This is a genomic window from Novosphingobium album (ex Hu et al. 2023) (assembly GCF_022832385.1).
Lineage (GTDB): Bacteria > Pseudomonadota > Alphaproteobacteria > Sphingomonadales > Sphingomonadaceae > Novosphingobium > Novosphingobium album.
The window spans coordinates 240,495-261,248 of the sequence record NZ_JALHLE010000005.1 but is presented as its reverse complement, the minus strand read 5'-3'; the positions used below and the strand labels follow the sequence as shown (position 1 = coordinate 261,248).

Here is a 20,754-nt window from a genome sequence, read left to right as displayed (position 1 = left end):
CGGGAAACGCTACCGCCGCGATGAATGGCTGAAATGCCGGAAGGAGCGGACGTTCGCATCGACCTGACCTCGCTTAATCGGTGGCAGGGGGGCGTTTCCACAATGTCCAAACCCATCCCAGCATCGTCGCGACCAGCACTGGATATGCGTTAAACGGCAGGGGTTGGGTCAGAGCGTTGACCGGTTCACCGAGCAGGATCCTGACCGCAGGAATGCCGAGAAGAAGCGCGGCAGCGAGGCCAAGCAGGCGAACGAACAGTGGCAATGTTCGTGGAAAACTGACCAATACCAGTCCTGCCGCCCAGAGAGCTGCACCCGCGCCCAGGATTGGTGCGCCTGCGTCGAGCGGCATTGCCGCAGTCGCCAGGACCAGGCATTGACCGAATGCAAAAACGAGGAAGCCTCCGGCTACGAGATCGTGTCCGGCTCGAAGAAAGCTGAGCGTCAGCAACACAGCTGCGATTGTCAGGCTGGTGCCGTCTATTCCCCACAGGAGCCCGCGCAATGCAGCGGACGGTGCAAAAGTTCCCGCAATCCCTGTGGCCCCGCCCAGAACAAGTCCGACCGAAGCGATGGAATTCAGTTCCAGACCTTTCACTACGCACCCTCCCATGCCCGGATGAAACAAGTACGGCATCGAGGACGATTTCGCAAACCGCCACCGGCGATTATTTCAGCGGCAGCAACTCTTTAGCGTTGCCAGGGTTGTCGTGCGTCACTCTCAGCTCCGGAGTAGAAGATTTTACATGCAAGTTGGGAAAAGCTGCCGTTGAGGCCATCTTTCGCAGCAGCCTAACCCCCAAAGGCCTGATCGCGCATCGTTGCGATGAAGGCCTTGCCGAAAGCCTCGGCCTGATCGGGCGTGGGCTGGTGCTCGGGATCGTGCGGGACGGCCGCCAGCCATTCCTTCTCTGTATTGACCCTGGGGTAGGGGGCATCGGGGACCGGGACGCCGAGGAAATCGCACAGCGGCTTCCATCCGGCGCCTACGGGCAGGACCAGAAGCCGTTCGGCGGGCAGGGCGGCGATGATTTCGGCATCCCGCTGCCGGAAGAATTTGGTCATGAAGGCGCGGTCGTGGATGCGGTCGCCGAAGTCGCGGGTCACGGTGCCGCGAATGAAGGTGCTGATGGGTTCGGCGGCGAAGCTGGCGAGGTGGCCGGGGCTGAAGATCGTCTCGCTCACCGAATTGAACCAGGAATCCGCATCGCGCGTCGTCAGGATCACCTTGGCTTCGGGGAAGTGGTCGGCCAGTTCGCGCCAGAAGTTACAGGCGGGATTGTCGGTAGTGGAGGCGTAGCCTTCGAAGATCGTGTCCCAGTCCGGCTTTCCGGCCACCACGTCGAGCCACAGCGGCAGGTTGCGGCGCGCGCCCGCCAGCAGTTCCGACATGTGGTAGCAAGGCCCGAAACCGAGATGATCGAGCGCCAGCTTGAGCGACATCGTTCCAGTGCGTCCGAGCCCTGCGCCGATAACCTTGAGCGTCACTGCAATTCTCCCGTGAGGTGTTGAGGCGGCAGATTAGCCCGGCCCCGTCAGGCCGGGGAGAACTATTTTTTGTAGTGAGTCCCTTTGGACACGCCCCCAAGATGTTGAGTCTCCGGGGTGTGGCGCGACTCGATATCTTGTGTCGGATTCGTTTTGTTCCGCTCGATCTGTACTCGAAATCACAAGGATTCCTAACGAGTCGCGGCTTGACGCGGAGTCCGCAAAGACTCACCATGGGGGCAATCCACAGCTATTTGTAACATCATCAGCGGAGCAGAAATGGGTCAGGTACTCGTCAAGGAACGAATTCGCGCGCGTGCGCCAGCTTCGACACCGAAGGAGCTGTTGCCGCTCGGGAAGATCATTCCGGGCGACTGCGTCGAGGCGATGCGGACCATTCCCGATGCTTCGGTGGACATGATCTTCGCCGATCCGCCCTACAACCTGCAACTGGGCGGCGATCTCTCGCGTCCGGACGGCAGTCACGTAGATGCTGTGACCGACGAGTGGGACAAGTTCTCCAGCTTCGCCGCCTACGACCAGTTCACCCGCGACTGGCTCAAGGAAGCGCGCCGCGTGCTCAAGCCGGAAGGCTCGATCTGGGTGATCGGATCGTACCACAACATTTTCCGCGTCGGCGCGATCATGCAGGACATGGGGTTCTGGATCCTCAACGACATCGTCTGGCGCAAGGCTAACCCGATGCCCAACTTCAAGGGCACCCGCTTCACCAATGCGCACGAGACGCTGATCTGGGCCTCGATGGGCGAGAAGTCTAAGTACACCTTCAACTACCGCGCTATGAAGACGCTGAACGACGAGCTGCAGATGCGCTCGGACTGGGTGCTGCCGATCTGCGGCGGGCAGGAGCGGCTCAAGAAGGGCGGCCACAAGGTCCACCCGACGCAGAAGCCCGAGGCGCTGCTCTACCGGGTGATGCTGGCTACCACCAACAAGGGCGATGTCGTGCTCGACCCGTTCTTCGGTACGGGCACCACCGGTGCGGTCGCCAAGCGTCTGGGCCGCGACTGGATCGGCTGCGAGCGCGAGGATGCCTATCGCGATGCCGCACGCGAGCGCATCGACATGGCGCTGGAACTCGACGAGTCCGCGCTCAAGACCATGCAGTCGAAGCGGACCGCGCCCAAGGTGGCGTTCGGCACGCTGATCGAAACCGGCTGGATCGCGCCGGGCACCACGCTCACGGACAAGAAAGGCCGCTTCACTGCCATCGTGCGGGCTGACGGATCACTGATGGCCGAAGGCGCCGAGAACGGTTCCATCCACGGCGTTGGCGCCAAGCTTCAGGGGGCACCGTCGTGCAACGGCTGGACCTTCTGGCACCTGGAACATAAGGGAGAGATCAAGCCGATCGATGCCATTCGCCAGCTTTACCTGCTCGCAACCGAGCCCTGATTCGGGCGCTCGAAAAGGACTGAATTGTCCCGGAGTTGAGTTGGGGGAGTGTGCAAAGGCGCGAAGAAGAGACCGGCGTCGGGGGGCGCCGACAGGTTGCAGTGATGCAGCCACCGCAGTGTGATGCAGGGGCCTTGCCCTGCGGACATCCTCTTCGCGCCTTTGCCCTTTTTGCGAACCATCCTAAGGCATACCTCCCTACCAGCCGCGCTCGCGTGAGAACGGGAAAGCAAGCATGACCCGATCGCTCTACATCCGCCCCATCGCCCTGGCCGAAAGTCCGCAAAGCGAGGACGGCGAGGCGATCCGTCTTGGCGGTGCTATGGTCTGGGCCAGCCGGTTCGCGATAATAGTTCGCGAGCATGGCAAGATCATCTCGCGCAAACGACTTTCGGCGGCCGACATGCCAGCGGCATTGTCAGCGCTTCCGGTGGACCTGCGCGAGCAGGCGGACTCGCAGTGGGACAACTTGCGTAAGATTCACGCCCCACTGCAATGCGGGGCCCGCATGATCCGGCTCGAGCAGCCGCAGGTCATGGGTATTCTCAACATGACGCCGGACAGCTTTTCCGATGGCGGGCAGTTCCTGGACGATCCGCAGGTGGCCGGAGATCATGCCGCGGCCATGCTGGAAGCGGGGGCGGCGATCATCGACGTGGGCGGGGAATCCACCCGTCCCGGCGCGGGAGCGGTCTGGGAAGGTGACGAGATCAAGCGGGTCGTGCCGATGGTGGAGCGGCTAGCGGCAATGGGTGCCGCGATCAGCATCGACACCCGCCGGCCTGCGGTGATGGAAGCCAGCCTCCAGGCGGGCGGGCATATCATCAATGACGTTTCTGCCCTGCGTTACGACCCGCGCAGCCAGGAGCTGGCGGCTTCGAGTGGTGCGCCGGTGGTGCTGATGCACGCGCCCGGCAAGGCGGATGATCTGCATTCGAACGGCGACTATGCCGACGTCGTGCTCGATGTGTTCGACTGGCTGGCGAAGCGGCGCGATGAGGCCGTGGCGTCAGGTATCGCGCGGGAGAAGGTCGTGCTCGATCCCGGTATCGGCTTCGGCAAGACCGTGGCCGAGAACCTCGCGCTGATGAACGCCTTGCCGCTGTTCCATGCACTGGGGCAGCCGCTGCTGGTGGGCGTCAGTCGCAAGCGGATGATCGGCGCATTGTCGAACGAGGCGCAGCCGCATCAACGGCTCGGCGGCTCGATCATGCTGGCGGTCAGGGCGATGGAAGCGGGTGCGCAAATCCTGCGCGTGCATGATGTCCCCGAGACAGTGCAGGCCGTGCGCGTCTGGCGAGGCCTGCGCGATGCGGCGCTCACCGATTTCACGCAACTGGCGCACTGATCGCAGAGATCAGAGGCTGTAACCACCGTCGCTGACAAGCACTGTGCCGGTCACGTTCCAGGCGGCCTGCGAGAGCAGGAAGCCGATCTGGCCGGCCATTTCATCGGCCGTTGCAAAGCGGCCCAGCGGTGTCGAATCTTCCGCCAGCCTGTCCAGCGCCGCCTCGCGGCTGCCCAGTTCTTCAACCATCGCCTGGAAATGGGCGTTTTTCGTCCAGATCGGCGTGTCAACGCGGCCGGGCGCGACGGCATTGATGCGGATGCCCTGCTGCGCGTATTCGGCTGCTGCGATACGGGTCAAGTGGGCCACGGCGGCCTTGCTGGAGCCATAGGCTGCCGTCATCGCCACGGGTTTGAGTCCGGCAACGGAACTGGTGAGCACGGCGCTTCGCCCTGTCGAGTCGCCCTCGCGCGTCATCAGCCGCAGCGCGGCGCGCAGCGACAGGAACATGCCGTCGAGATTGACGGACAGGATGCGCCGCCATTCTGCAAAGTCGAGCGAGGCAATCGGGCACCCGTCGGCCACTCCGGCATTGAGCACGGCGTGATGGAGAACGGGTTCGGTCGCCTCGATCTCGCTCCACAGGGCTTCGTCGGTGACATCCCCGGCCACGCAGCGGGTCTGCGCGCGAAATGGCAGGGCGCTGAGCGTCGCGCCGTCGCAGTCGACGAGAATGAGGCGTGCAATGCCGCGTTCGTCGAGCCATCGGGCTGTCGCGGCGCCGATCCCTGAAGCGGCGCCGGTGACAAGTGCAGTCTTGCCGGAAAATTCGTTCATGAAGGTGTCTGTCCGCCTGTCGATTTGAGAGTGTCGAAATAGTCCCGCCAGCCAGTGATCTTGCCGCCGGCGGTTTCGAAGATGCCCATCACCGGCGGGTCCATGACCAGCGTGCCGTCCGCGGCATAGAGCTTGTCGATCCGCTCGGTGAGCACTTTCGTGCCATCCTCGGCAAGCGCGAGCATGTCCACCAGCATGTAGCTGATCCCCGTCTGTGCTTCGAAACCGCGAACGAAGGCAACAGTATCATCCACTCCGGTGGTATCCGACATCCCGACATTCAGATAGCGCGTGGACGGGGTGAAGAACTTTCGCACGCCGGCCTCAAAGCCGCCGGGGTTTTCCAGTTCTGCGAGAAAAGCCAGCACGGTTTCGGTTGGTGTCATCACGTTCTCTCCCGGGGTTGGTAAGGCTCTTCCGGCATTGCCTGGGGCGATGACGCGGGAGCCTTCGTCTGCAGGGAATGTTCCGGCAGTCGTCCTGCCGGTCAACCGCGAAAGTCCAGGCGTGATGCAAGGCAGAAGCGGTCGCGGCACAGTCACCTGACTCTGGCGGAACCTTGCGGGGCTGGCAGGCCGTTCAGGCCACTTCGACCCGGAGCCTCTCGATCCGGGTGGTCTTCAGCTTCCAGCCGTCGCCCTTGTTCTCGTAGGTCTCGTGGTAGCGGCCCCAGCCGGTGAGCCGCTCGAACGGGCCGCCGGGCGGCAGGAAGAACCGGTCGGTGAAACACCAGATGCCACGGGCGGCGCTTTCGCTTTCGACGGCAATGTCAGGGTCATTGCCCTGATGGACGGTGACGATCTTCGGGCCGATGGGGGCGACGGTGTCGGGCCACGTGTCCCGGCCTTCCAGCACAATGTTCATCGCGGGCATGTGGTCGATTCCGGAAACCGGATCGGTGCAGCAGCCCCTATAGTCCAGCACGCAATCTTCGGCGAGGATCGAGCGCACCAGCGCTGCGTCGCCGTTGTCCACGCCGCGCCAGTATCGGGCCTTCAACTGCCTGATATCCTCGATGGCGGCGAGCCGCGTGCAGATGTCCATGTCCATTCTCTCCCTTGATGCGGAAGAGTGGAGGGCTCAGGCGGCGTTGTCGATCCCGAGTTCGGACAGCTTCCGGTAAAGCGTCGAGCGGCCGATGCCGAGGCGCCGGGCCACTTCGGTCATCCTGCCGCGGTAGAGACCAATGGCGAGGCGGATGACGTCGGCTTCGATCTCTTCCAGAGGGCGCAGGTTGCCGTCGGGCGTGTAAAGCATGACGCCTGAACTTTCCTGTACGTGGTTGCCTGCGACGTGGGAAGGGCCGGTGCCGAGAATGCTCAGGAGCTGGGGGAAGTCTTCGGATGTCAGGGCATCGCCGTCGCAGAACACGGCTGCGCGGAACAGCACGGCCTGGAGTTGGCGCACGTTACCCGGCCAGTCGTAAGCGGCCAGCAGCGAGAGTGCCCCGTCGGTAATGCCCAGTTCGCGCAGGCCGGGCTGCTCGCCGATGCGGGCGAGGAAGAAGCGGGTAAGGGCGGGAATGTCTGCGGTCCGCTCGCGCAGGGGCGGCAGCAGGATCTTGGTCGTGGAAATCGCCTCGAGCAGTTCGGGCAGGAAATGCCCCTGATCGACGAGATCCTGCAGGGGCAGGTTGCTCGCCGCGATCAGGCGCACGTCGATGCGGAAGGAATACGGCGCACCGATCGGGCGAACGTCGCTCTTCCGGACTGATTCAAGCAGGCGTTCCTGAACCGATAGCGGCAGGCGGTCGATCTCGTCGAGAGCCAGGGTTGCGCCGTCGCAATGCTGCAGGGCGCCGACCTGGCGTTCGAAGGCACCGGGGAAAGCGCCCTTTTCGTGGCCGAACAGGACCGATTCGATCGAATTGGCAGGAAGGCCGCCGATGTTGACGATCCTGAGCGGCATTTTCGCGCGCGGGCTTGCCGCATGCATGGCCCGGATCAGCATTTCCTTGCCGGTGCCGCTTTCGCTTTCGATCAGGACCGGGCTGTGTCCGCGCGCGGCCTTCGCGGCGACGGCAAGCGCCTTGCGGAAGTTCGGTGCCGCCCCGATCATCGATTCGAAGTCGGGATTAGACGGCATCTTCTCGGTCAGCGGTGCAAGTTCGTCGCGCGGCGCTTCGCGTGTGGTGGCAGAGCGCAGCGCGTGCATAAGCCGGTCCGGCGCCACCGGTTTTACGAGATAGTCGGTTGCTCCGGCACGCATCGCCTCGACTGCGAGCAGCGGCGAAGTGCTGGTGGTGAGCATCAGGATCGGCAGGGCCGGGCGCCGGGATTTAAGCTCTGCGATCAGGTCGCATGCATCTTCGCCGGGCACCCACTGGTCGAGGATGATCGCTGAAAGCTGCATGCCCTGCCGGGTGCCGAGCGTGGCAATTGCGGTTTCGGCATCGCGCACGATCACCGTGCGCCAGCCTTCACGGGCTGCCAATGCAGAGATGAGCCTGCTTTGGGCCGGCTCGTCGTCGATGAGCATGAGAAGGCGTTGATTCAGATCCGCCATTGTATTGCCGCTGCCATCCGCCTCTTTCGGTGTTGGACCTCTGGCATAGGCCAATTGGGTAAAGACGAAATTAAGCCTGAAATGCTGCAAGCGACATTTTCTGTTCCTGTTGGTTGCCGCTTCGCACTTGAGCGTGCGCGCAGCCCCGGCTAGAGCATCAGTCAGTGAAATTCACAGGGGAATGCAGTTCATGACTTCGGGCAACGACATCAAGGCCGCTCAGGCAACCTATGACGGTTTCATCAAGGCTGCGACCTGGGGCACGGGCATTGTCGTCGTGATTGTCGCGATTGTCATTGGCTTGATCACGTCCTGACCGGAGTTTCCTGAATTGACGGAACCGCAAGGTCAGCGGATCGCGGTCCTCAAGGAGCGCGATCCTGGTGAGACGCGCGTGGCTGCCACGCCGGAGACGGTGAAAAAGCTGATTGCGCTAGGCGCGTCGGTTGCTGTCGAGTGCGATGCAGGACTGGCCGCCAGTCTGTCTGATGAAGATTATCGCGCCGCCGGGGCCGAGGTTGGGCCGATGGAGGCCGTGCTTTCGGGGGCGCAGGTCGTATTGGGCGTGCAGGGCCCCGATCCGGCACTGCTGGGTGGGGCGACGCCGGGCGCCTGGGTGGTCGCGACGCTCGATCCCTTTGGCCAGCGTGCTCGCATCGAAGCCTATGCGGCTGCGGGGCTGGAAGCGCTGGCGATGGAGTTCATGCCGCGTATCACCCGCGCGCAGTCCATGGACGTACTCTCCAGCCAGTCCAACCTTGCCGGTTACAAGGCGGTGATCGCTGCAGCCGATACCTATGGCCGCGCTTTCCCGATGATGATGACGGCGGCGGGTACCGTGAGCGCGGCCAAGTGCTTTGTCATGGGGGTGGGCGTCGCGGGCCTGCAGGCGATCGCCACTGCTCGGCGTCTGGGCGCACAGGTCAGTGCGACTGACGTACGCTCGGCGACCAAAGAACAGATCCTCTCGTTGGGCGCCAAGCCGATCTTCGTCGAGAATGTCGCGGGAATCGAGGGCGAGGGCTCGGGTGGCTATGCCACCGAAATGAGCGAGGAATACCAGAAGGCGCAGGCCGAACTGGTTTCCAGCCATATCGCCAAGCAGGACATCGTCGTGACCACCGCGCTGATCCCGGGCCGCGCGGCGCCGCGCCTGATCACCGACACGCAGATCGCGACGATGAAGCCGGGCAGCGTGATCTTCGACCTTGCGGTGGCGCAGGGCGGCAATGTCGAGGGCAGCGTCGCGGACCAGATCGTCGAGCGGCACGGTGTGAAGATCATGGGTTTCTCGAACACCCCGGCACACCTGCCGGCCGATGCCTCGGCACTTTATTCGCGCAACCTGTTCAATTTCCTCTCGGCCTTCTGGGACAAGGAACAGGGCAAGCCGGTGCTCGATGAAGAGATCGGCGATGCCGTGCGGCTGACGCAGGGCGGCAAGGTCGTCAATCCGCGCCTTCTGGCCTGAGGAGGGCCGCGAACATGGATTTCGTCTCGATACTCTCGATCTTCGTGATGGCCTGCTTCGTCGGCTATTACGTCGTCTGGTCGGTGACCCCGGCGCTGCATACGCCGTTGATGGCGGTGACCAACGCGATTTCCTCGGTGATTGTCGTGGGCGCACTGATTGCCAGCGCGGCGGCCGGTTCGCCACTGGCCAAGTGGCTGGGGCTCGGCGCGGTGGTCTTGGCAAGCGTCAACATCTTCGGTGGCTTCGCCGTCACTGAACGGATGCTGGCGATGTACAAGAAGAAGGACAAGCCTGGCGCGAAGGGAGGCAAGCAGTAATGGAAGCCCATGCTGTGAACCCCTGGGTGGCCGTGGCCTATCTCGTCGCGGGTGTCTGCTTTATTCTGGCACTTCGCGGGCTGTCGTCTCCCGCGACAAGCCGGGCGGGCAACCGCTATGGTATGTTCGGCATGGCGATTGCCGTGGTGACGACGCTGGTGACGCACGAGATCGCCAGCTTGCCTGAGATCATCGGCGCGATCGTGATCGGTGGCGGAATTGGTTTCGTGATTGCCCGCCGCATTCAGATGACGGCGATGCCGCAGCTTGTGGCGGCGTTTCACTCGCTGGTGGGTCTTGCCGCCGTGCTGGTTGCGGTCGCCGCGTTCCTCAATCCGGATGCTTTCGGCATTCTGGGCGCGGACGGCAATATCCTCACCGTCAGCCGTGTCGAGATGGCGCTGGGCGCGGCGATCGGTGCCATCACCTTTTCGGGCTCGGTCATCGCCTTTGCCAAGCTCAATGGGAACATGTCCGGCTCGCCGATCCTGCTGCCCGCCCGGCATGTGATCAATCTCGGCACGCTGGTGCTGATCATCGCGCTGACGGCGATGTTCACCGTCGCTGCTCATGCCGGGCCGGGTGAGAACCATCTGTTCTGGGTGGTCGTGGCGCTCAGCTTCGCCATCGGCTTCCTGCTGATCATACCTATCGGCGGTGCCGACATGCCCGTCGTCGTCTCGATGCTGAACTCCTACTCCGGCTGGGCAGCAGCGGCGATGGGCTTCACTCTGCACAATACCGCGATGATCATCACCGGCGCGCTGGTCGGTTCCTCGGGCGCGATCCTCAGCTACATCATGTGCAAGGCGATGAACCGCAGCTTCATCTCGGTGATCGCGGGTGGTTTCGGCGCCGATGCCGGCGGCGTGGGCGGCGGCGAGGCTAGGGAGCAGCGCCCGTGGAAGCGCGGTTCTGCCGAGGATGCGGCGTTCCTGATGAAGGAAGCCGAAAACGTCATCATCATTCCCGGCTACGGCATGGCGGTGGCACAGGCCCAGCACGCGCTGCGCGAGATGACCGACCTGCTCAAGGAGCACGGCGTCACCGTGAAATTTGCGATCCACCCGGTCGCGGGCCGCATGCCGGGGCACATGAACGTGCTGCTCGCCGAAGCCAGCGTGCCTTATGACGACGTCTTCGAACTCGAAGACATCAACAGCGAGTTCGCGCAGACCGATGTCGCCTTCATCATCGGCGCCAACGATGTCGTGAACCCTGCGGCCAAGACCGACAAGTCCTCGCCGATCTACGGCATGCCGGTGTTCGACGTGGACAAGGCCAAGACGATCTTCTTCATCAAGCGCTCGATGGGCGGGCAGGGCTATGCGGGCGTCGACAACGACGTGTTCTACATGGACCAGACGATGATGCTCCTCGCCGACGCCAAGAAGATGGTTGAGGAAATCAACAAGTCTCTCACTGACTGAGCTCCCATGCTCCGGTTGATCAAATCCTTCCTGCTTCTGGCGGGGGTTGCCGCAGTGCTCTGGTTCGGCGCGTTCTGGTTCGCGGAGTTTCGCGTTCGCACGGCCTTTGCAGAGGCGGGCATGAGCGGCAAGGCTTCGGCCTGCATGGGGCATCGTCTCGTCCGGCGGCTATCCTTCCTGCAATTGTACAAGCTCACGGCATTCGAGGAGGAGCGGCGCACCGTCGCGGGGCTGATGCGTTCCGTGCGCAAGATCGATGATAACAAAGTGATCCGCGTCACGGCCAGTTCGGCAGCCTTGTGTTCCACCGGACTTGCCCGCTAGGGGGGGCCTGGTTTCCCAATCGCCGACGCGGGAAGAGATACGCTTGAACCTGGCCCCCTACGCCTCTGATCCGGCCCATTCGCGCGGGCGTGAATTTGCGATGGAGAACGCGGTCGCCCGCGGTCCGCGCAGCGCGTACCAGCGCGACCGCGACCGGATCATCCACTCGATCGCGTTCCGCCGCCTTCGCTACAAGACGCAGGTCTTCGTTGCTCCTGATGGCGATCATTACCGCGTGCGCCTGACGCACAGTCTGGAAGTTGCCCAGATCGCGCGCGTCATCGCTCGCATCCTGGGGCTCGACGAAGACCTGACCGAAGCGCTCGCGCTGGCACATGATATCGGTCATCCGCCTTTCGGCCATGCGGGTGAAGAAGCGCTCGACGCGGCGTTGCACAAGGCCGGTGGATTCGATCACAACGCCCACTGCCTGCGTACGCTGATGCGGCTCGACAGTCCCTATTGCGAGCACGATGGACTGAATCTCACATGGGAAACGCTCGAAGGACTGGCCAAGCACAACGGGCCGGTTGCTCAACCCAACTGGGCGCTGGCAGAGCTGGATGCGGCCTATGGGCTGGAGCTTCATACCCATGCCTCGCTGGAAGCGCAGGTCGCCGCGCTGTCGGACGATATCGCTTATGACAACCACGACATCGACGATGGTCTCCGGGCGGGCTTTCTCGATCTCGACGAACTCCTTGCGCATCCTTTCGTAGCCAGCCAGTGGGCAGAGGTGGAACGCCGCTATCCGGGCGTCCCGCGCGACCGGCAACTGGCAGAACTGATCCGCAGCCAGATCGGCGTGATGGTCAATGATCTGCTTGGGCAGACGAAAGAGAACCTCGTGAGCGTGGGCAGCGCGCAGGAGGTTCGCGCGGCGGGCCGTCCGCTAGTCGCCTTCTCGCCCGAAATGGCCGAGGCGGAGCGCATCTTCAAGCGCTTCATGTACGACAAGCTCTATTACCATCCAGAGCAGCTGGAAACCGCGCGCCGCGCCCGGGCGGTGCTGGCCGAACTCTATTCCGCCTATTCGCAGGAACCGGTGCTAATGGAGGAAAGCTGGATCGACACGCTGCCCCGCCAGGAACCCGAACGCAGCCGCCACATCGCGGACTACATCGCGGGGATGACTGACCGCTTCGCGATTTCCTGTCATGAGATGATCTTTGGCAGGACGCCCGAGGGGCTCAGCAATGTCTGAGGCCGGGGAATAGCATGGCAAGCGGGGGGATACGCATTTGCCTCGTCGGTGCCACAGGGCTCGTCGGCAACGCGCTCATGTCAGAGGCAGTGGGGCGCGAGGATGTGCGGCTTGTCGCCGTCGCCCGGCGCGAGGCGCCGATGCCGCCCGGCGCTCGCATGGAAATGCTGGTGGGCGAGCCGATTGACTGGCCGGAACTTATCGCGGCGGCCCGGGCGGACGTTATGGTCTGCGCGCTGGGTACCACGATCAACAAGGCGGGCAGTCAGGAGGCATTCCGTGCCATCGACCATGATCTTGTCCGATTCTGCGCAGAGGCTGCGCTGGCCGCCGGGATCGAGCATATGATTGTCGTCTCGTCGGTCGGTGCAGAACGGGCAAGCCGCAACTTCTACCTCTCCGTGAAAGGTGAGATGGAACAGGCGCTGTCCAGGCTGGACTTCCGGCGACTTGATATTCTGCAGCCCGGTCTGCTGCGGGGGCCGCGCGATGAGCGCCGGCCGTTGGAAGCTGCGGCACAGATTCTGGCTCCACTGGCGGACTGGACGGTCCTGCATGGCAAGTACCGCCGGTACCGCTCGATTTCCGCCCGAAAGCTCGCTCGCGTCATTCTGGCTCTGGCGCAGGAAAAGGTGCGCGGGCGTTTTGTGCATGATCACGATGCGATGATGCGCGTCCTTCGCCGGGCCGGGGATTAGTTCTGCACTGCAGCACGCGAAGCGTTGACTCGCTCGCGCGCCTCCATCAAGGCTTGTCCATCGCTGGCACGCGCGGGAGAGACCTCGCTGATTCGGGCAACCGGTCGGGGAGGCGCCGAAGGAGCAACCGCCCCGGAATCTCTCAGGCAAAAGGACCGCGCAGGGCCTATAGCGAAACTCTGGAAAGTGTCACGGCCATGCCGTGGCCGCCGACGGTGTAACTTCATTTGTCCCGCCGGGGCAACGTGAGGGAAGCTCTCAGGTTTCCGTGACAGAGGGGGCACCGGAATGGTGTGCCATGTTTGTCGCGGAGTCATGTCTTGAGCGAATATCCAGTTAACGACGACGATCAGGGCGAGGAAATCGCGCCGATGCTGCTGCCTCTCGATGCCTGGCATCGGGGGAAGGGCGGCCGCATGGTCGAATTCGCCGGCTACATGATGCCCGTCCAGTACGAGGGGATCATGGCGGAGCACCTCTGGACGCGCGAGAGCGCCGGGCTGTTCGACGTCAGCCACATGGGCCAGATCTACGTTTCGGGCGAGGGCGTGGAGCCTGCGCTGGAAGCTGCGCTGCCGATCGATCTTTCCACGCTCAAGACCGGCTCGGTGCGCTATTCGCTGCTGTTCGATGAAGAGGGCGCCGTTCTCGACGACCTCATGGTCACGCGCTGGAGCACCGGGTTCTACCTCGTCGTCAACGGTGCGACCAAGTGGGACGACATCGGCACCCTGCGCGAACTTTTGCCGGATGAGGTTACGCTCAATCATCTCGACGAAAACGCGCTGTTGGCTCTGCAGGGCCCCAAGGCCTTCGCCGCACTGGAGCGCCACGTTGATGGCGATACGCCGCTCTCTGCGCTGACCTTCATGAAGGGCGCGAGCTTCAAGCTGGGCGGTGTCGATGCGTGGATCAGCCGCTCGGGTTATACCGGTGAGGATGGTTTCGAGATCGCCATTCCCGGCGAGGCTGCCGCTGAGATCACGGAACTGCTTTGTGGTGAGCCCGAAGTGAAGCCGATCGGCCTCGGCGCGCGCGACAGCCTGCGCCTTGAAGCAGGCCTTCCGCTCTATGGCCACGACATGACCCCCGAACAGGGCGCGATGGAAGCCGGACTGGCGTTTGGCGTGAATAAGCGTCGCCGCGTTGAGGGCGGTTTCCCCGGCGCCGCGCGTTTCCAGCGCGATTTTGCCGAAGGCACAGCGCGGAAGCGCATTGGCCTTGCGCTCGAAGGCCGCATGGCTGCACGCGAGGGCGCGGTGGTCATGCAGGGCAATCAGCAGGTTGGTGTGGTCACGTCTGGCGGCTTCTCGCCCTCGCTGCAGCAGCCCATTGCCATGGCCTATGTCGATGCGGTCCATACCGCCGACGGCGCTGCGCTTGAAATCGAAATGCGCGGCAAGCGCCTTCCCGCGAAGGTCGTGCCGATGCCGTTCGTCCCCCACCGCTATCACCGCTGAGGAGCAGCACCCATGACCCGCTACTTTACCGAAGACCATGAGTGGATCGACGTCGAAGGCGACCTCGGCACTGTCGGCATCACCGACTACGCGCAGGGCCAGCTGGGCGACATCACCTTCGTCGATTTGCCCGCGACCGGCGCCACCGTCTCCAAGGGCGATTCCGTGTCTGTGGTCGATTCCGTGAAGGCTGCCTCGGACATCTACACCCCGGCATCGGGCACCATCACCGAAGTGAACGAAGGGCTGGCCGATGAGCCGGAACTCGTGAACACCGACGCCGAAGTGGGCGGCTGGCTGTTCCGCATCACCTTGTCCGACGCCTCCGAGCTGGGCAGCCTTATGGATGAGGCCGCTTACAAGACTTACGTCGAAAGCCTTTGATCTTCACGGAGTAACGCCGCTTGCGCTACCTTCCCCTGTCTCCCGCCGAACGCGCCGAAATGCTCGGCGTCATCGGTGCCGCCAGTGTCGATGATCTGTTCGTCGACGTACCCGAAGCCGCGCGTCTGAATGGTCCGATCGCGGACCTGCCGATGCACGCCAGCGAAATGGCGGTCGAACGGCATATGACCAGGCTGGCGGCCAAGAACCTGTCTGCCGGTTCGGCGCCGTTTTTCCTCGGGGCAGGGGCGTACCGCCATCATGTGCCGGCTTCGGTCGACCACCTGATCCAGCGTGGCGAATTCCTGACAGCTTACACACCGTACCAGCCGGAAATCGCGCAGGGCACGCTGCAGGTTCTGTTCGAGTTCCAGACGCAGGTCGCCCGGCTGTTCGGCACCGACATCGCCAATGCCTCGATGTACGACGGTTCGACCGCGTGCTGGGAAGCAATCCTGATGGCGGCGCGTGTTACCCGGAAGGGCAAGGCGGTGCTCTCGGGCGGGCTGCATCCGCATTACGGTGAAGTGGTGCGCACGATGGCGAGGTTCACCGGCGACGAAATCGTTTCGCTCGACACGGACCTGACGGCGGAGCCCGACGATGCGGCGGTGATTGGCGCGATCGATGACAAGACCTCGTGCGTGGTCGTCCAGTACCCCGACGTGCTGGGCCGCATTCCGGACCTAGCCGCGATTGCCGAGGCTGCCCATGCCACCGGCGCGCTGCTGGTCGCGGTCGTGACAGAGCCGGTGGCGCTCGGCCTGATCGAGGCACCGGGCGCGCTGGGAGCAGATATCGTTGTGGGCGAGGGCCAGTCGCTGGGCGTCGGCCTGCAGTTCGGCGGACCTTACCTCGGCCTGTTCGGCTGCCGCGAGAAGTTCGTGCGCCAGATGCCGGGACGCCTCTGTGGGCAGACGGTCGATGCCGAGGGCAAGCGGGGCTTCGTGCTCACACTGTCGACCCGCGAGCAGCACATCCGCCGCGAGAAGGCGACGAGCAACATCTGCACCAATTCAGGTCTTTGCGCGCTGGCGTTCAGCATCCACCTGACCTTGCTGGGCGGTAAGGGACTGGCGCAGCTGGCAGCCGTGAACCACGCCAAGGCGCAGGCTTTGGTCGAGCGGCTTACGCGCATTCCAGGCGTTGAATTGCTCAACCAGGTCTATTTCAACGAGGTGACGCTCGTCCTGTCTCGCGATGCCCGCGAGGTTGTGCGCGAACTGGCCGATCGCGGCGTGCTGGGCGGCGTTTCGCTCGGCCGCCTGTTCCCGGTCGCGGACGGATTGCACAAGGGCCTGCTGGTCGCAGCGACCGAGACTACGACCAGCGAGGACATCGAGACCTTCGCAACCGAACTGGAAGCCCTTTTGGTGGGAGTGCCGGCATGAGCGCGGTGAATGCAGCGGGCTGGAAGCCCACCATGGGCGAAACCGGCGAAGGGGGACCGGCCATGCAGACCGCCAGCGGCGACTATGGCCTGATGCTGGAAGAGGCGCTGATCTTCGAACTCGGCTCTGCGGACAAGTCTGGCGTCGATATCGATGCGCCGGAACGGGCGCCGGCAGCGGGCCTTGCGAAGTTCCTGCGCAAGGGCGCGCCGGCATTGCCCGGCCTGACTGAGCCGGAAGCCGTGCGGCACTACACGCGCCTCTCGCGTCAGAACTATGCGATCGACCTCGGGCCGTTCCCGCTCGGCTCCTGCACGATGAAGCACAACCCGCGCCTCAACGAGAAGATGGCGCGTCTGCCCGGTTTCGCCGACGTGCACCCGATGCAGCCGCAGTCGACCGTCGAAGGCGCGCTGGAAGTGATCGAGCAGCTTGCCGACTGGCTGATCACGCTGACCGGCATGGCCTCGGTGGCGATGAGCCCCAAGGCGGGCGCGCATGGCGAACTGTGCGGGCTGCTGTGTATCCGTGCCGCGCTGGATGCGCGCGGTGAGCAGCGCGATGTCGTGCTGGTGCCCGAGAGTGCCCACGGCACCAATCCGGCAACGGCCGCGTTCGCAGGGTTCAAGGTAGAGTCGATCCCGGCGACGCCTGACGGCCGCGTCGATGTCGAGGCACTCAAGGCGAAGCTAGGCCCTAACGTGGCTGGTGTGATGATCACCAATCCCAATACCTGCGGTCTGTTCGAGCCGGAGATGAAGGCGATTGGCGATGCCGTCCACGCGGCAGGTGGCTACGTCTACTGCGACGGCGCGAATTTCAACGCGATTGTCGGCAAGGTGCGTCCGGGCGACCTCGGCGTCGATGCCATGCACATCAACCTGCACAAGACCTTCTCCACCCCGCACGGCGGCGGCGGACCGGGTGCGGGGCCGGTGGTGCTCTCCGAGGCGCTGGCGCCTTTCGCGCCGCTGCCTTTCGTCACGCGCGGTGCTGATGGCTCGATCCACCTCGTCGAGGAGGAGAACAGGGGCGAGGGCCATGCGCAGGCGTTCGGCCGCATGGTCGCCTTCCATGGCCAGATGGGCATGTTTACCCGTGCGCTGACCTACATCCTCAGCCACGGCGCTGATGGCTTGCGTCAGGTGGCCGAGGATGCGGTGCTCAACGCCAACTACGTCCTGCGTTCCTGCGAGGACGTGTTGCCTGCACCGTTCGCCAAGAGCGGCCCGTGCATGCACGAGGCGCTGTTCAGCGACGCCGGCCTCGCCGAGGGCTTCTCCACTCTCGACATCGCCAAGGGCCTGATCGACGAGGGCTTCCACCCGATGACGGTCTATTTCCCGCTGGTGGTGAAGGGCGCGATGCTGGTCGAACCGACCGAGACCGAGAGCAAAGCGGGCCTTGACCGCTTCATCGCCTCGCTGCGCTCTCTGGCCGAGCGGGCAAAGGCAGGCGATCAGAGCCTGCATTCGGCTCCGCACTTCGCGCCGCGCCGCCGCCTCGATGAAACGCAGGCAGCCCGCAAGCCGGTGCTGGTCTGGCAGGACTAACCTCTCTAAGGTCCGCTTCGCCGTAGAGAGGGGAAGCGGACCGCATGGGATTTCAACCGGGCCATTGGCTGGCCTATCTGCCGTTCGCCATTTTCGCCTTGGTGATGCTCTGGCGGTTCCGCTCGCTGAACCGCGCGCGGCCGCTGCGCGTGGCCACGCTCTGGATATTTCCAGTGGTCGTTCTCGGGCTGGTGAGCTTCGCCCTTTATGGAATGCATCCGACAGCCAAGGGTTGGCTTCTGTTCGTTGGCGGGACTGGAGTGGGGGCAATGCTGGGCTGGCAGCGCGCTCGGATGATGCGCTTGCACATCGAAGGTGAGGGCGCCGAAGCCCGGGTCATGATGCGGCAGTCGGTAGCGGCGCTGGTGATGATCCTCGCGATCTTTGTCTTGCGGCGTTTCCTTCTTTCCGGGGTCAGTCCGGCACCGGGCAGCCGTACCGGCGGCGATGCCTTGCTCGTGACCGATGCCATGCTGGGCTTTGCGGTTGGCGTGATTTGCGTGCAGCGCGTGGTCTTGTGGCTGCGAGCGCGTAGGCTGGTGGTGCAACATCGTTCCGGAGACTGCATGTGACCCGCCTGTTCGACCGGATTACCGGACTTTTTGCGCTCTGGACGGTGCTGGGCGTTGGGCTTGCGTGGTTTTCGCCAGATGTGTTCCTTTGGTTGGCGGATGGGCGCTTCAAGCCGTTCGGGCAGCCGCTGATCAGCGTGATGCTTGGTGTCATCATGCTGGGCATGGGCATCACGCTGAGCTTCGACGATTTCCGGCGCGTGCTGGCCTTGCCGCGTCAGGTCATGGCGGGCGTGGTGCTGCAGTTTACTGTGATGCCGCTTGCCGGTTTCACATCGGCCTGGCTGTTCGGACTGGAGCCCGGGTTGGCCGTGGGGCTGATTCTCGTTTCATGCTGTCCGGGCGGCACGGCGTCTAACGTGATCAGCTATCTGGCCCGCGCAAACGTGGCGCTGTCCGTCACCATGACGATGGCCTCCACGTTGATTGCCATTGCCATGACTCCGGTTCTGACTGGATGGCTGGCGGGCGTTTTCATCGAAATCGACCGCTGGAACCTGTTTCGCGAAATGCTGGCTGTCGTGCTGGTGCCGGTCATCGCAGGCGTGCTAATGAACCGCTATCTGCCGAAGTTCACGCAGAAGGTCACCGTGGTTTCGCCCTTCGTGTCGGTCCTGTTCGTGGTGCTGATCGTGTCGGGCATCATTGCCAGGTCAAAGCCACTGATCGAACTACATGCCGGCGTGCTGCTGCTCGCGGTGTTCTCGCTGCATGCCTGTGGGTTCGGCCTCGGCTACATGCTCAGCCGCTTGCTGCGCCTGAAGGAATCCTCCGCGCGCACCATCAGTGTCGAGGTGGGTATGCAGAACAGCGGTCTGGGGGCGAGCCTGGCTTCCAGTCCGGCCTTCGCGCGCCAGTTTTCCAGCCCGATGCAGGCCGCGCTGGCACCTGTGCCGGCGGCTATTTCAGCGGTCATGCATGTTCTTATCGGAAGCCTGCTCGCCTCAATCTGGAGCCGCTCGGTGCCGCGAGACGAGCAGGCTTAGTCACGTCGCCTTGTCGACGGTGTTGGCTGCGGATTCGAGATCCTGGCCGACACCGCGCACGGTGTTGCAGGCGGCGCAGCCCAGTACGAGGCCGCCAGTGGCAAGGACGAGGACGAATTTCCTGAGCATCGCTTTGGTATTCCTTGTTCGAAGCCCTCCCTCATAAGCCAAGGCTGCCTGAATGGGAAGCGGACGGGAGAACGCTGCAATCAGATGCGGTTCTGCAGCGCTCTCCTGAAGCTGCCTTAGTTGATGGCGTCGTCGCCAGCCTGACCTACGGATTTGATGTCCTTGCCGGCGCCCTTCACGGTGTTGCAGGCGGCAGTGCCAAAAACGAGAGCGCCAGCGGCAAGCGCGATTAGGATGTTCCTGACCATTTGCGTGTTCCTTCCTTGGTTTGCCAGCCCTGCGAAAGCGAGCGGCTTGCCGGGATGAACACGCGGGAAGAAATCAGGTTCCCTTGGCCTGCGGTGCCGGATTATCTTCGGCAAACTCTTCCATCACGCTCGAATCCATGGCGCTAGTGGGGGAAATGTGCCGGGAAAGGTAGTGCTCGCGCAAGGTGATGATGGTGCCTGCGGCAATGATCAGAGGGGCGCCCAGCCAGATGTGCTGGGGAGGAAGTTCGTCCCAGATCAGCCACCCATAAAGCATGGCCCAGACCAGGGCGGTGTAGTCGATGATCACAACCGTCGCGACCTGGCCGTGGCGCAGCGACGCCGTGATCAGAAACTGCGCGAAAGTTCCTGAAAAGCCGATCGCAGCGAGGATCAGCCATGCCACGAGCGTGTGCTGGCGGGCATAAAGAGGCGTCAGGACGGCCGCAAACAGCGAGCCATACGCAGCGAACCAGAAAACACAGGCAATCGGCGCTTCGGTACGGGCAAGGTCGCGAATCTGGAAACTGACCGTCGCCACCACTACCCCGGCACCAAGTCCGGCCAGGAGGCCCAGAGGCGGAACATAACTGCCATCCGGATCGGCGACCACCAGAACTCCCGCAAAGCCAAGCACGACGGCAGTCCAGCGCCAGGCACCCACTTTGTTGCGCAGAACCAGCGCCGTAATGAGAACGGCGAACAAGGGGGTGGTGAAGCCGAGCGTCGTCTGAAGCGGCAGCGGCAGAAGCGTGGCGGCCGAGACGTTGCACAACAGCCCAACCGTTCCGCTTGCCGCACGCCCCGCGTGGCTGCCCATGCGGCGGGTTGCGAGCACGCCGAGATTGCCCGTGGCCAGCAGCCAGACGAAGATCATCGGCACGCTCATCGCCTGCCGCCAGAACAGAAGCTCCGGAATCGAAACACCATGATCGCCGGCCAGCTTCACGAGCATGAACATGGTCGAGAGCATGACCATGGCCAGCACGCGCAGGCCTATGGCAAGCAAGGGATTTTCTTGCGACTGGAGACGGGGGGAGGGAGTCACGA

24 protein-coding genes and 2 riboswitches are annotated in these 20,754 nt (G+C 63.6%); of the genes, 15 read left to right on the top strand and 9 right to left on the bottom strand.

Translation table 11 applies throughout. The annotated features are described in order from the left end of the window. Window positions 1-73 precede the first annotated feature (73 nt). Entirely contained in the window at window positions 74-598 is a 525-nt protein-coding gene (locus tag MTR64_RS05235) for a hypothetical protein (protein ID WP_243991408.1), read from the bottom strand. 194 nt (window positions 599-792) lie between these two features. Beyond that, on the bottom strand, window positions 793-1,488 hold the full coding sequence (locus tag MTR64_RS05230; protein ID WP_243991406.1) for a sulfotransferase family protein: 696 nt from the start codon (window positions 1,486-1,488) through the stop codon (window positions 793-795). A 279-nt stretch (window positions 1,489-1,767) separates the two neighbouring features. Here MTR64_RS05230 and MTR64_RS05225 point away from each other — a divergent pair, with 279 nt between their 5' ends. Together MTR64_RS05225 and folP are read left to right on the top strand one after the other, a co-directional pair. After that, the gene (locus MTR64_RS05225) at window positions 1,768-2,904 is read left to right on the top strand and encodes a site-specific DNA-methyltransferase (protein ID WP_327194249.1); all 1,137 of its coding nucleotides are present in this window, start codon (window positions 1,768-1,770) and stop codon (window positions 2,902-2,904) included. Between the two features lie 235 nt (window positions 2,905-3,139). After that, window positions 3,140-4,252: a dihydropteroate synthase gene (gene folP, locus MTR64_RS05220; protein WP_243991404.1), complete on the top strand. Its 1,113-nt coding sequence runs from the start codon at window positions 3,140-3,142 to the stop codon at window positions 4,250-4,252. A gap of 9 nt (window positions 4,253-4,261) precedes the next feature. On the opposite strand, the gene MTR64_RS05215 is transcribed toward folP, so the two are convergent. From MTR64_RS05215 to MTR64_RS05200, 4 genes are all read right to left on the bottom strand, one after another. Further along, window positions 4,262-5,029 carry an SDR family NAD(P)-dependent oxidoreductase gene (locus MTR64_RS05215; protein WP_243991403.1) on the bottom strand — a complete coding sequence of 256 codons (768 nt, stop codon included), beginning with the start codon at window positions 5,027-5,029 and terminating at the stop codon, window positions 4,262-4,264. Then, window positions 5,026-5,415 (bottom strand): limonene-1,2-epoxide hydrolase family protein, encoded by a 390-nt coding sequence (locus tag MTR64_RS05210; protein WP_243991401.1) that lies wholly within the window; start codon window positions 5,413-5,415, stop codon window positions 5,026-5,028. The genes MTR64_RS05215 and MTR64_RS05210 overlap by 4 nt, the downstream gene beginning before the upstream one ends. A 193-nt stretch (window positions 5,416-5,608) precedes the next feature. Continuing rightward, window positions 5,609-6,073 carry a nuclear transport factor 2 family protein gene (locus MTR64_RS05205; RefSeq protein ID WP_243991399.1) on the bottom strand — a complete coding sequence of 155 codons (465 nt, stop codon included), beginning with the start codon at window positions 6,071-6,073 and terminating at the stop codon, window positions 5,609-5,611. A gap of 36 nt (window positions 6,074-6,109) precedes the next feature. After that, window positions 6,110-7,534 carry a sigma-54-dependent transcriptional regulator gene (locus tag MTR64_RS05200; RefSeq protein ID WP_243991397.1) on the bottom strand — a complete coding sequence of 475 codons (1,425 nt, stop codon included), beginning with the start codon at window positions 7,532-7,534 and terminating at the stop codon, window positions 6,110-6,112. 190 nt (window positions 7,535-7,724) lie between these two features. On the opposite strand from MTR64_RS05200, the gene MTR64_RS05195 reads away from it, so the two are divergent. From MTR64_RS05195 to MTR64_RS05135, 13 genes are all read left to right on the top strand, one after another. Beyond that, window positions 7,725-7,850 carry an aa3-type cytochrome c oxidase subunit IV gene (locus MTR64_RS05195; protein ID WP_243991395.1) on the top strand — a complete coding sequence of 42 codons (126 nt, stop codon included), beginning with the start codon at window positions 7,725-7,727 and terminating at the stop codon, window positions 7,848-7,850. 15 nt (window positions 7,851-7,865) lie between these two features. Continuing rightward, entirely contained in the window at window positions 7,866-9,005 is a 1,140-nt protein-coding gene (locus MTR64_RS05190) for an NAD(P) transhydrogenase subunit alpha (RefSeq protein WP_243991394.1), read from the top strand. A gap of 14 nt (window positions 9,006-9,019) precedes the next feature. Beyond that, window positions 9,020-9,325: an NAD(P) transhydrogenase subunit alpha gene (locus MTR64_RS05185; protein ID WP_243991392.1), complete on the top strand. Its 306-nt coding sequence runs from the start codon at window positions 9,020-9,022 to the stop codon at window positions 9,323-9,325. Beyond that, complete coding sequence (locus tag MTR64_RS05180; protein WP_243991390.1) at window positions 9,325-10,755, top strand: NAD(P)(+) transhydrogenase (Re/Si-specific) subunit beta; 1,431 nt, start codon at window positions 9,325-9,327, stop codon at window positions 10,753-10,755. Before MTR64_RS05185 ends, MTR64_RS05180 begins: the two co-directional genes overlap by 1 nt. Before the next feature lie 6 nt (window positions 10,756-10,761). Then, window positions 10,762-11,079: a hypothetical protein gene (locus MTR64_RS05175; protein WP_243991388.1), complete on the top strand. Its 318-nt coding sequence runs from the start codon at window positions 10,762-10,764 to the stop codon at window positions 11,077-11,079. 43 nt (window positions 11,080-11,122) lie between these two features. Further along, window positions 11,123-12,283, top strand: coding sequence for a deoxyguanosinetriphosphate triphosphohydrolase (locus MTR64_RS05170; protein ID WP_243991387.1), 1,161 nt, complete (start codon window positions 11,123-11,125; stop codon window positions 12,281-12,283). 77 nt (window positions 12,284-12,360) lie between these two features. Beyond that, a complete protein-coding gene (locus MTR64_RS05165) occupies window positions 12,361-12,981 on the top strand; it encodes an NAD(P)H-binding protein (RefSeq protein ID WP_419144914.1) in 621 nt (206 codons plus the stop codon). A 63-nt stretch (window positions 12,982-13,044) separates the two neighbouring features. Continuing rightward, window positions 13,045-13,149, top strand: a riboswitch (glycine riboswitch). A gap of 1 nt (window position 13,150) precedes the next feature. Continuing rightward, window positions 13,151-13,266: riboswitch (glycine riboswitch) on the top strand. A gap of 35 nt (window positions 13,267-13,301) precedes the next feature. Next, window positions 13,302-14,441, top strand: coding sequence for a glycine cleavage system aminomethyltransferase GcvT (gene gcvT / locus MTR64_RS05160; protein ID WP_243991383.1), 1,140 nt, complete (start codon window positions 13,302-13,304; stop codon window positions 14,439-14,441). 12 nt (window positions 14,442-14,453) lie between these two features. Beyond that, on the top strand, window positions 14,454-14,825 hold the full coding sequence (gene gcvH / locus MTR64_RS05155) for a glycine cleavage system protein GcvH (protein WP_243991382.1): 372 nt from the start codon (window positions 14,454-14,456) through the stop codon (window positions 14,823-14,825). A gap of 20 nt (window positions 14,826-14,845) precedes the next feature. Continuing rightward, on the top strand, window positions 14,846-16,216 hold the full coding sequence (gcvPA, locus tag MTR64_RS05150) for an aminomethyl-transferring glycine dehydrogenase subunit GcvPA (RefSeq protein ID WP_243991380.1): 1,371 nt from the start codon (window positions 14,846-14,848) through the stop codon (window positions 16,214-16,216). Further along, window positions 16,213-17,769, top strand: a complete 1,557-nt coding sequence (gene gcvPB / locus MTR64_RS05145) for an aminomethyl-transferring glycine dehydrogenase subunit GcvPB (RefSeq protein ID WP_243991378.1) — start codon at window positions 16,213-16,215, stop codon at window positions 17,767-17,769. Before gcvPA ends, gcvPB begins: the two co-directional genes overlap by 4 nt. A 44-nt stretch (window positions 17,770-17,813) precedes the next feature. Further along, entirely contained in the window at window positions 17,814-18,341 is a 528-nt protein-coding gene (locus tag MTR64_RS05140) for a CcdC protein domain-containing protein (protein WP_243991376.1), read from the top strand. Further along, window positions 18,338-19,327 (top strand): bile acid:sodium symporter family protein, encoded by a 990-nt coding sequence (locus MTR64_RS05135; protein WP_243991374.1) that lies wholly within the window; start codon window positions 18,338-18,340, stop codon window positions 19,325-19,327. The genes MTR64_RS05140 and MTR64_RS05135 overlap by 4 nt, the downstream gene beginning before the upstream one ends. Here the strand turns inward: MTR64_RS05135 and MTR64_RS21300 are convergent, their stop codons facing one another. The 3 genes from MTR64_RS21300 to MTR64_RS05125 form a co-directional block, all read right to left on the bottom strand. After that, window positions 19,328-19,456 carry a hypothetical protein gene (locus tag MTR64_RS21300; protein ID WP_268740727.1) on the bottom strand — a complete coding sequence of 43 codons (129 nt, stop codon included), beginning with the start codon at window positions 19,454-19,456 and terminating at the stop codon, window positions 19,328-19,330. A gap of 116 nt (window positions 19,457-19,572) precedes the next feature. Then, window positions 19,573-19,704, bottom strand: coding sequence for an entericidin A/B family lipoprotein (locus MTR64_RS05130; RefSeq protein ID WP_243991373.1), 132 nt, complete (start codon window positions 19,702-19,704; stop codon window positions 19,573-19,575). A 73-nt stretch (window positions 19,705-19,777) separates the two neighbouring features. After that, window positions 19,778-20,752 carry a DMT family transporter gene (locus MTR64_RS05125; protein WP_243991371.1) on the bottom strand — a complete coding sequence of 325 codons (975 nt, stop codon included), beginning with the start codon at window positions 20,750-20,752 and terminating at the stop codon, window positions 19,778-19,780. Window positions 20,753-20,754 lie beyond the last annotated feature (2 nt).

What these genes read in the sequence shown, in the direction of transcription:
- MTR64_RS05215 (WP_243991403.1), bottom strand. Translation starts at nt 5,029, where the DNA reads ATGAACGAATTTTCCGGCAAGACTGCACTTGTCACCGGCGCCGCTTCA.
- MTR64_RS05180 (WP_243991390.1), top strand. Translation starts at nt 9,325, where the DNA reads ATGGAAGCCCATGCTGTGAACCCCTGGGTGGCCGTGGCCTATCTCGTC.
- MTR64_RS05175 (WP_243991388.1), top strand. Translation starts at nt 10,762, where the DNA reads ATGCTCCGGTTGATCAAATCCTTCCTGCTTCTGGCGGGGGTTGCCGCA.
- MTR64_RS21300 (WP_268740727.1), bottom strand. Translation starts at nt 19,456, where the DNA reads ATGCTCAGGAAATTCGTCCTCGTCCTTGCCACTGGCGGCCTCGTACTG.
- MTR64_RS05225 (WP_327194249.1), top strand. Translation starts at nt 1,768, where the DNA reads ATGGGTCAGGTACTCGTCAAGGAACGAATTCGCGCGCGTGCGCCAGCT.
- MTR64_RS05185 (WP_243991392.1), top strand. Translation starts at nt 9,020, where the DNA reads ATGGATTTCGTCTCGATACTCTCGATCTTCGTGATGGCCTGCTTCGTC.
- MTR64_RS05195 (WP_243991395.1), top strand. Translation starts at nt 7,725, where the DNA reads ATGACTTCGGGCAACGACATCAAGGCCGCTCAGGCAACCTATGACGGT.
- gcvH (WP_243991382.1), top strand. Translation starts at nt 14,454, where the DNA reads ATGACCCGCTACTTTACCGAAGACCATGAGTGGATCGACGTCGAAGGC.
- MTR64_RS05165 (WP_419144914.1), top strand. Translation starts at nt 12,361, where the DNA reads ATGTCAGAGGCAGTGGGGCGCGAGGATGTGCGGCTTGTCGCCGTCGCC.
- folP (WP_243991404.1), top strand. Translation starts at nt 3,140, where the DNA reads ATGACCCGATCGCTCTACATCCGCCCCATCGCCCTGGCCGAAAGTCCG.
- MTR64_RS05140 (WP_243991376.1), top strand. Translation starts at nt 17,814, where the DNA reads ATGGGATTTCAACCGGGCCATTGGCTGGCCTATCTGCCGTTCGCCATT.
- MTR64_RS05210 (WP_243991401.1), bottom strand. Translation starts at nt 5,415, where the DNA reads ATGACACCAACCGAAACCGTGCTGGCTTTTCTCGCAGAACTGGAAAAC.
- MTR64_RS05200 (WP_243991397.1), bottom strand. Translation starts at nt 7,534, where the DNA reads ATGGCGGATCTGAATCAACGCCTTCTCATGCTCATCGACGACGAGCCG.
- MTR64_RS05130 (WP_243991373.1), bottom strand. Translation starts at nt 19,704, where the DNA reads ATGGTCAGGAACATCCTAATCGCGCTTGCCGCTGGCGCTCTCGTTTTT.
- MTR64_RS05205 (WP_243991399.1), bottom strand. Translation starts at nt 6,073, where the DNA reads ATGGACATCTGCACGCGGCTCGCCGCCATCGAGGATATCAGGCAGTTG.
- gcvPB (WP_243991378.1), top strand. Translation starts at nt 16,213, where the DNA reads ATGAGCGCGGTGAATGCAGCGGGCTGGAAGCCCACCATGGGCGAAACC.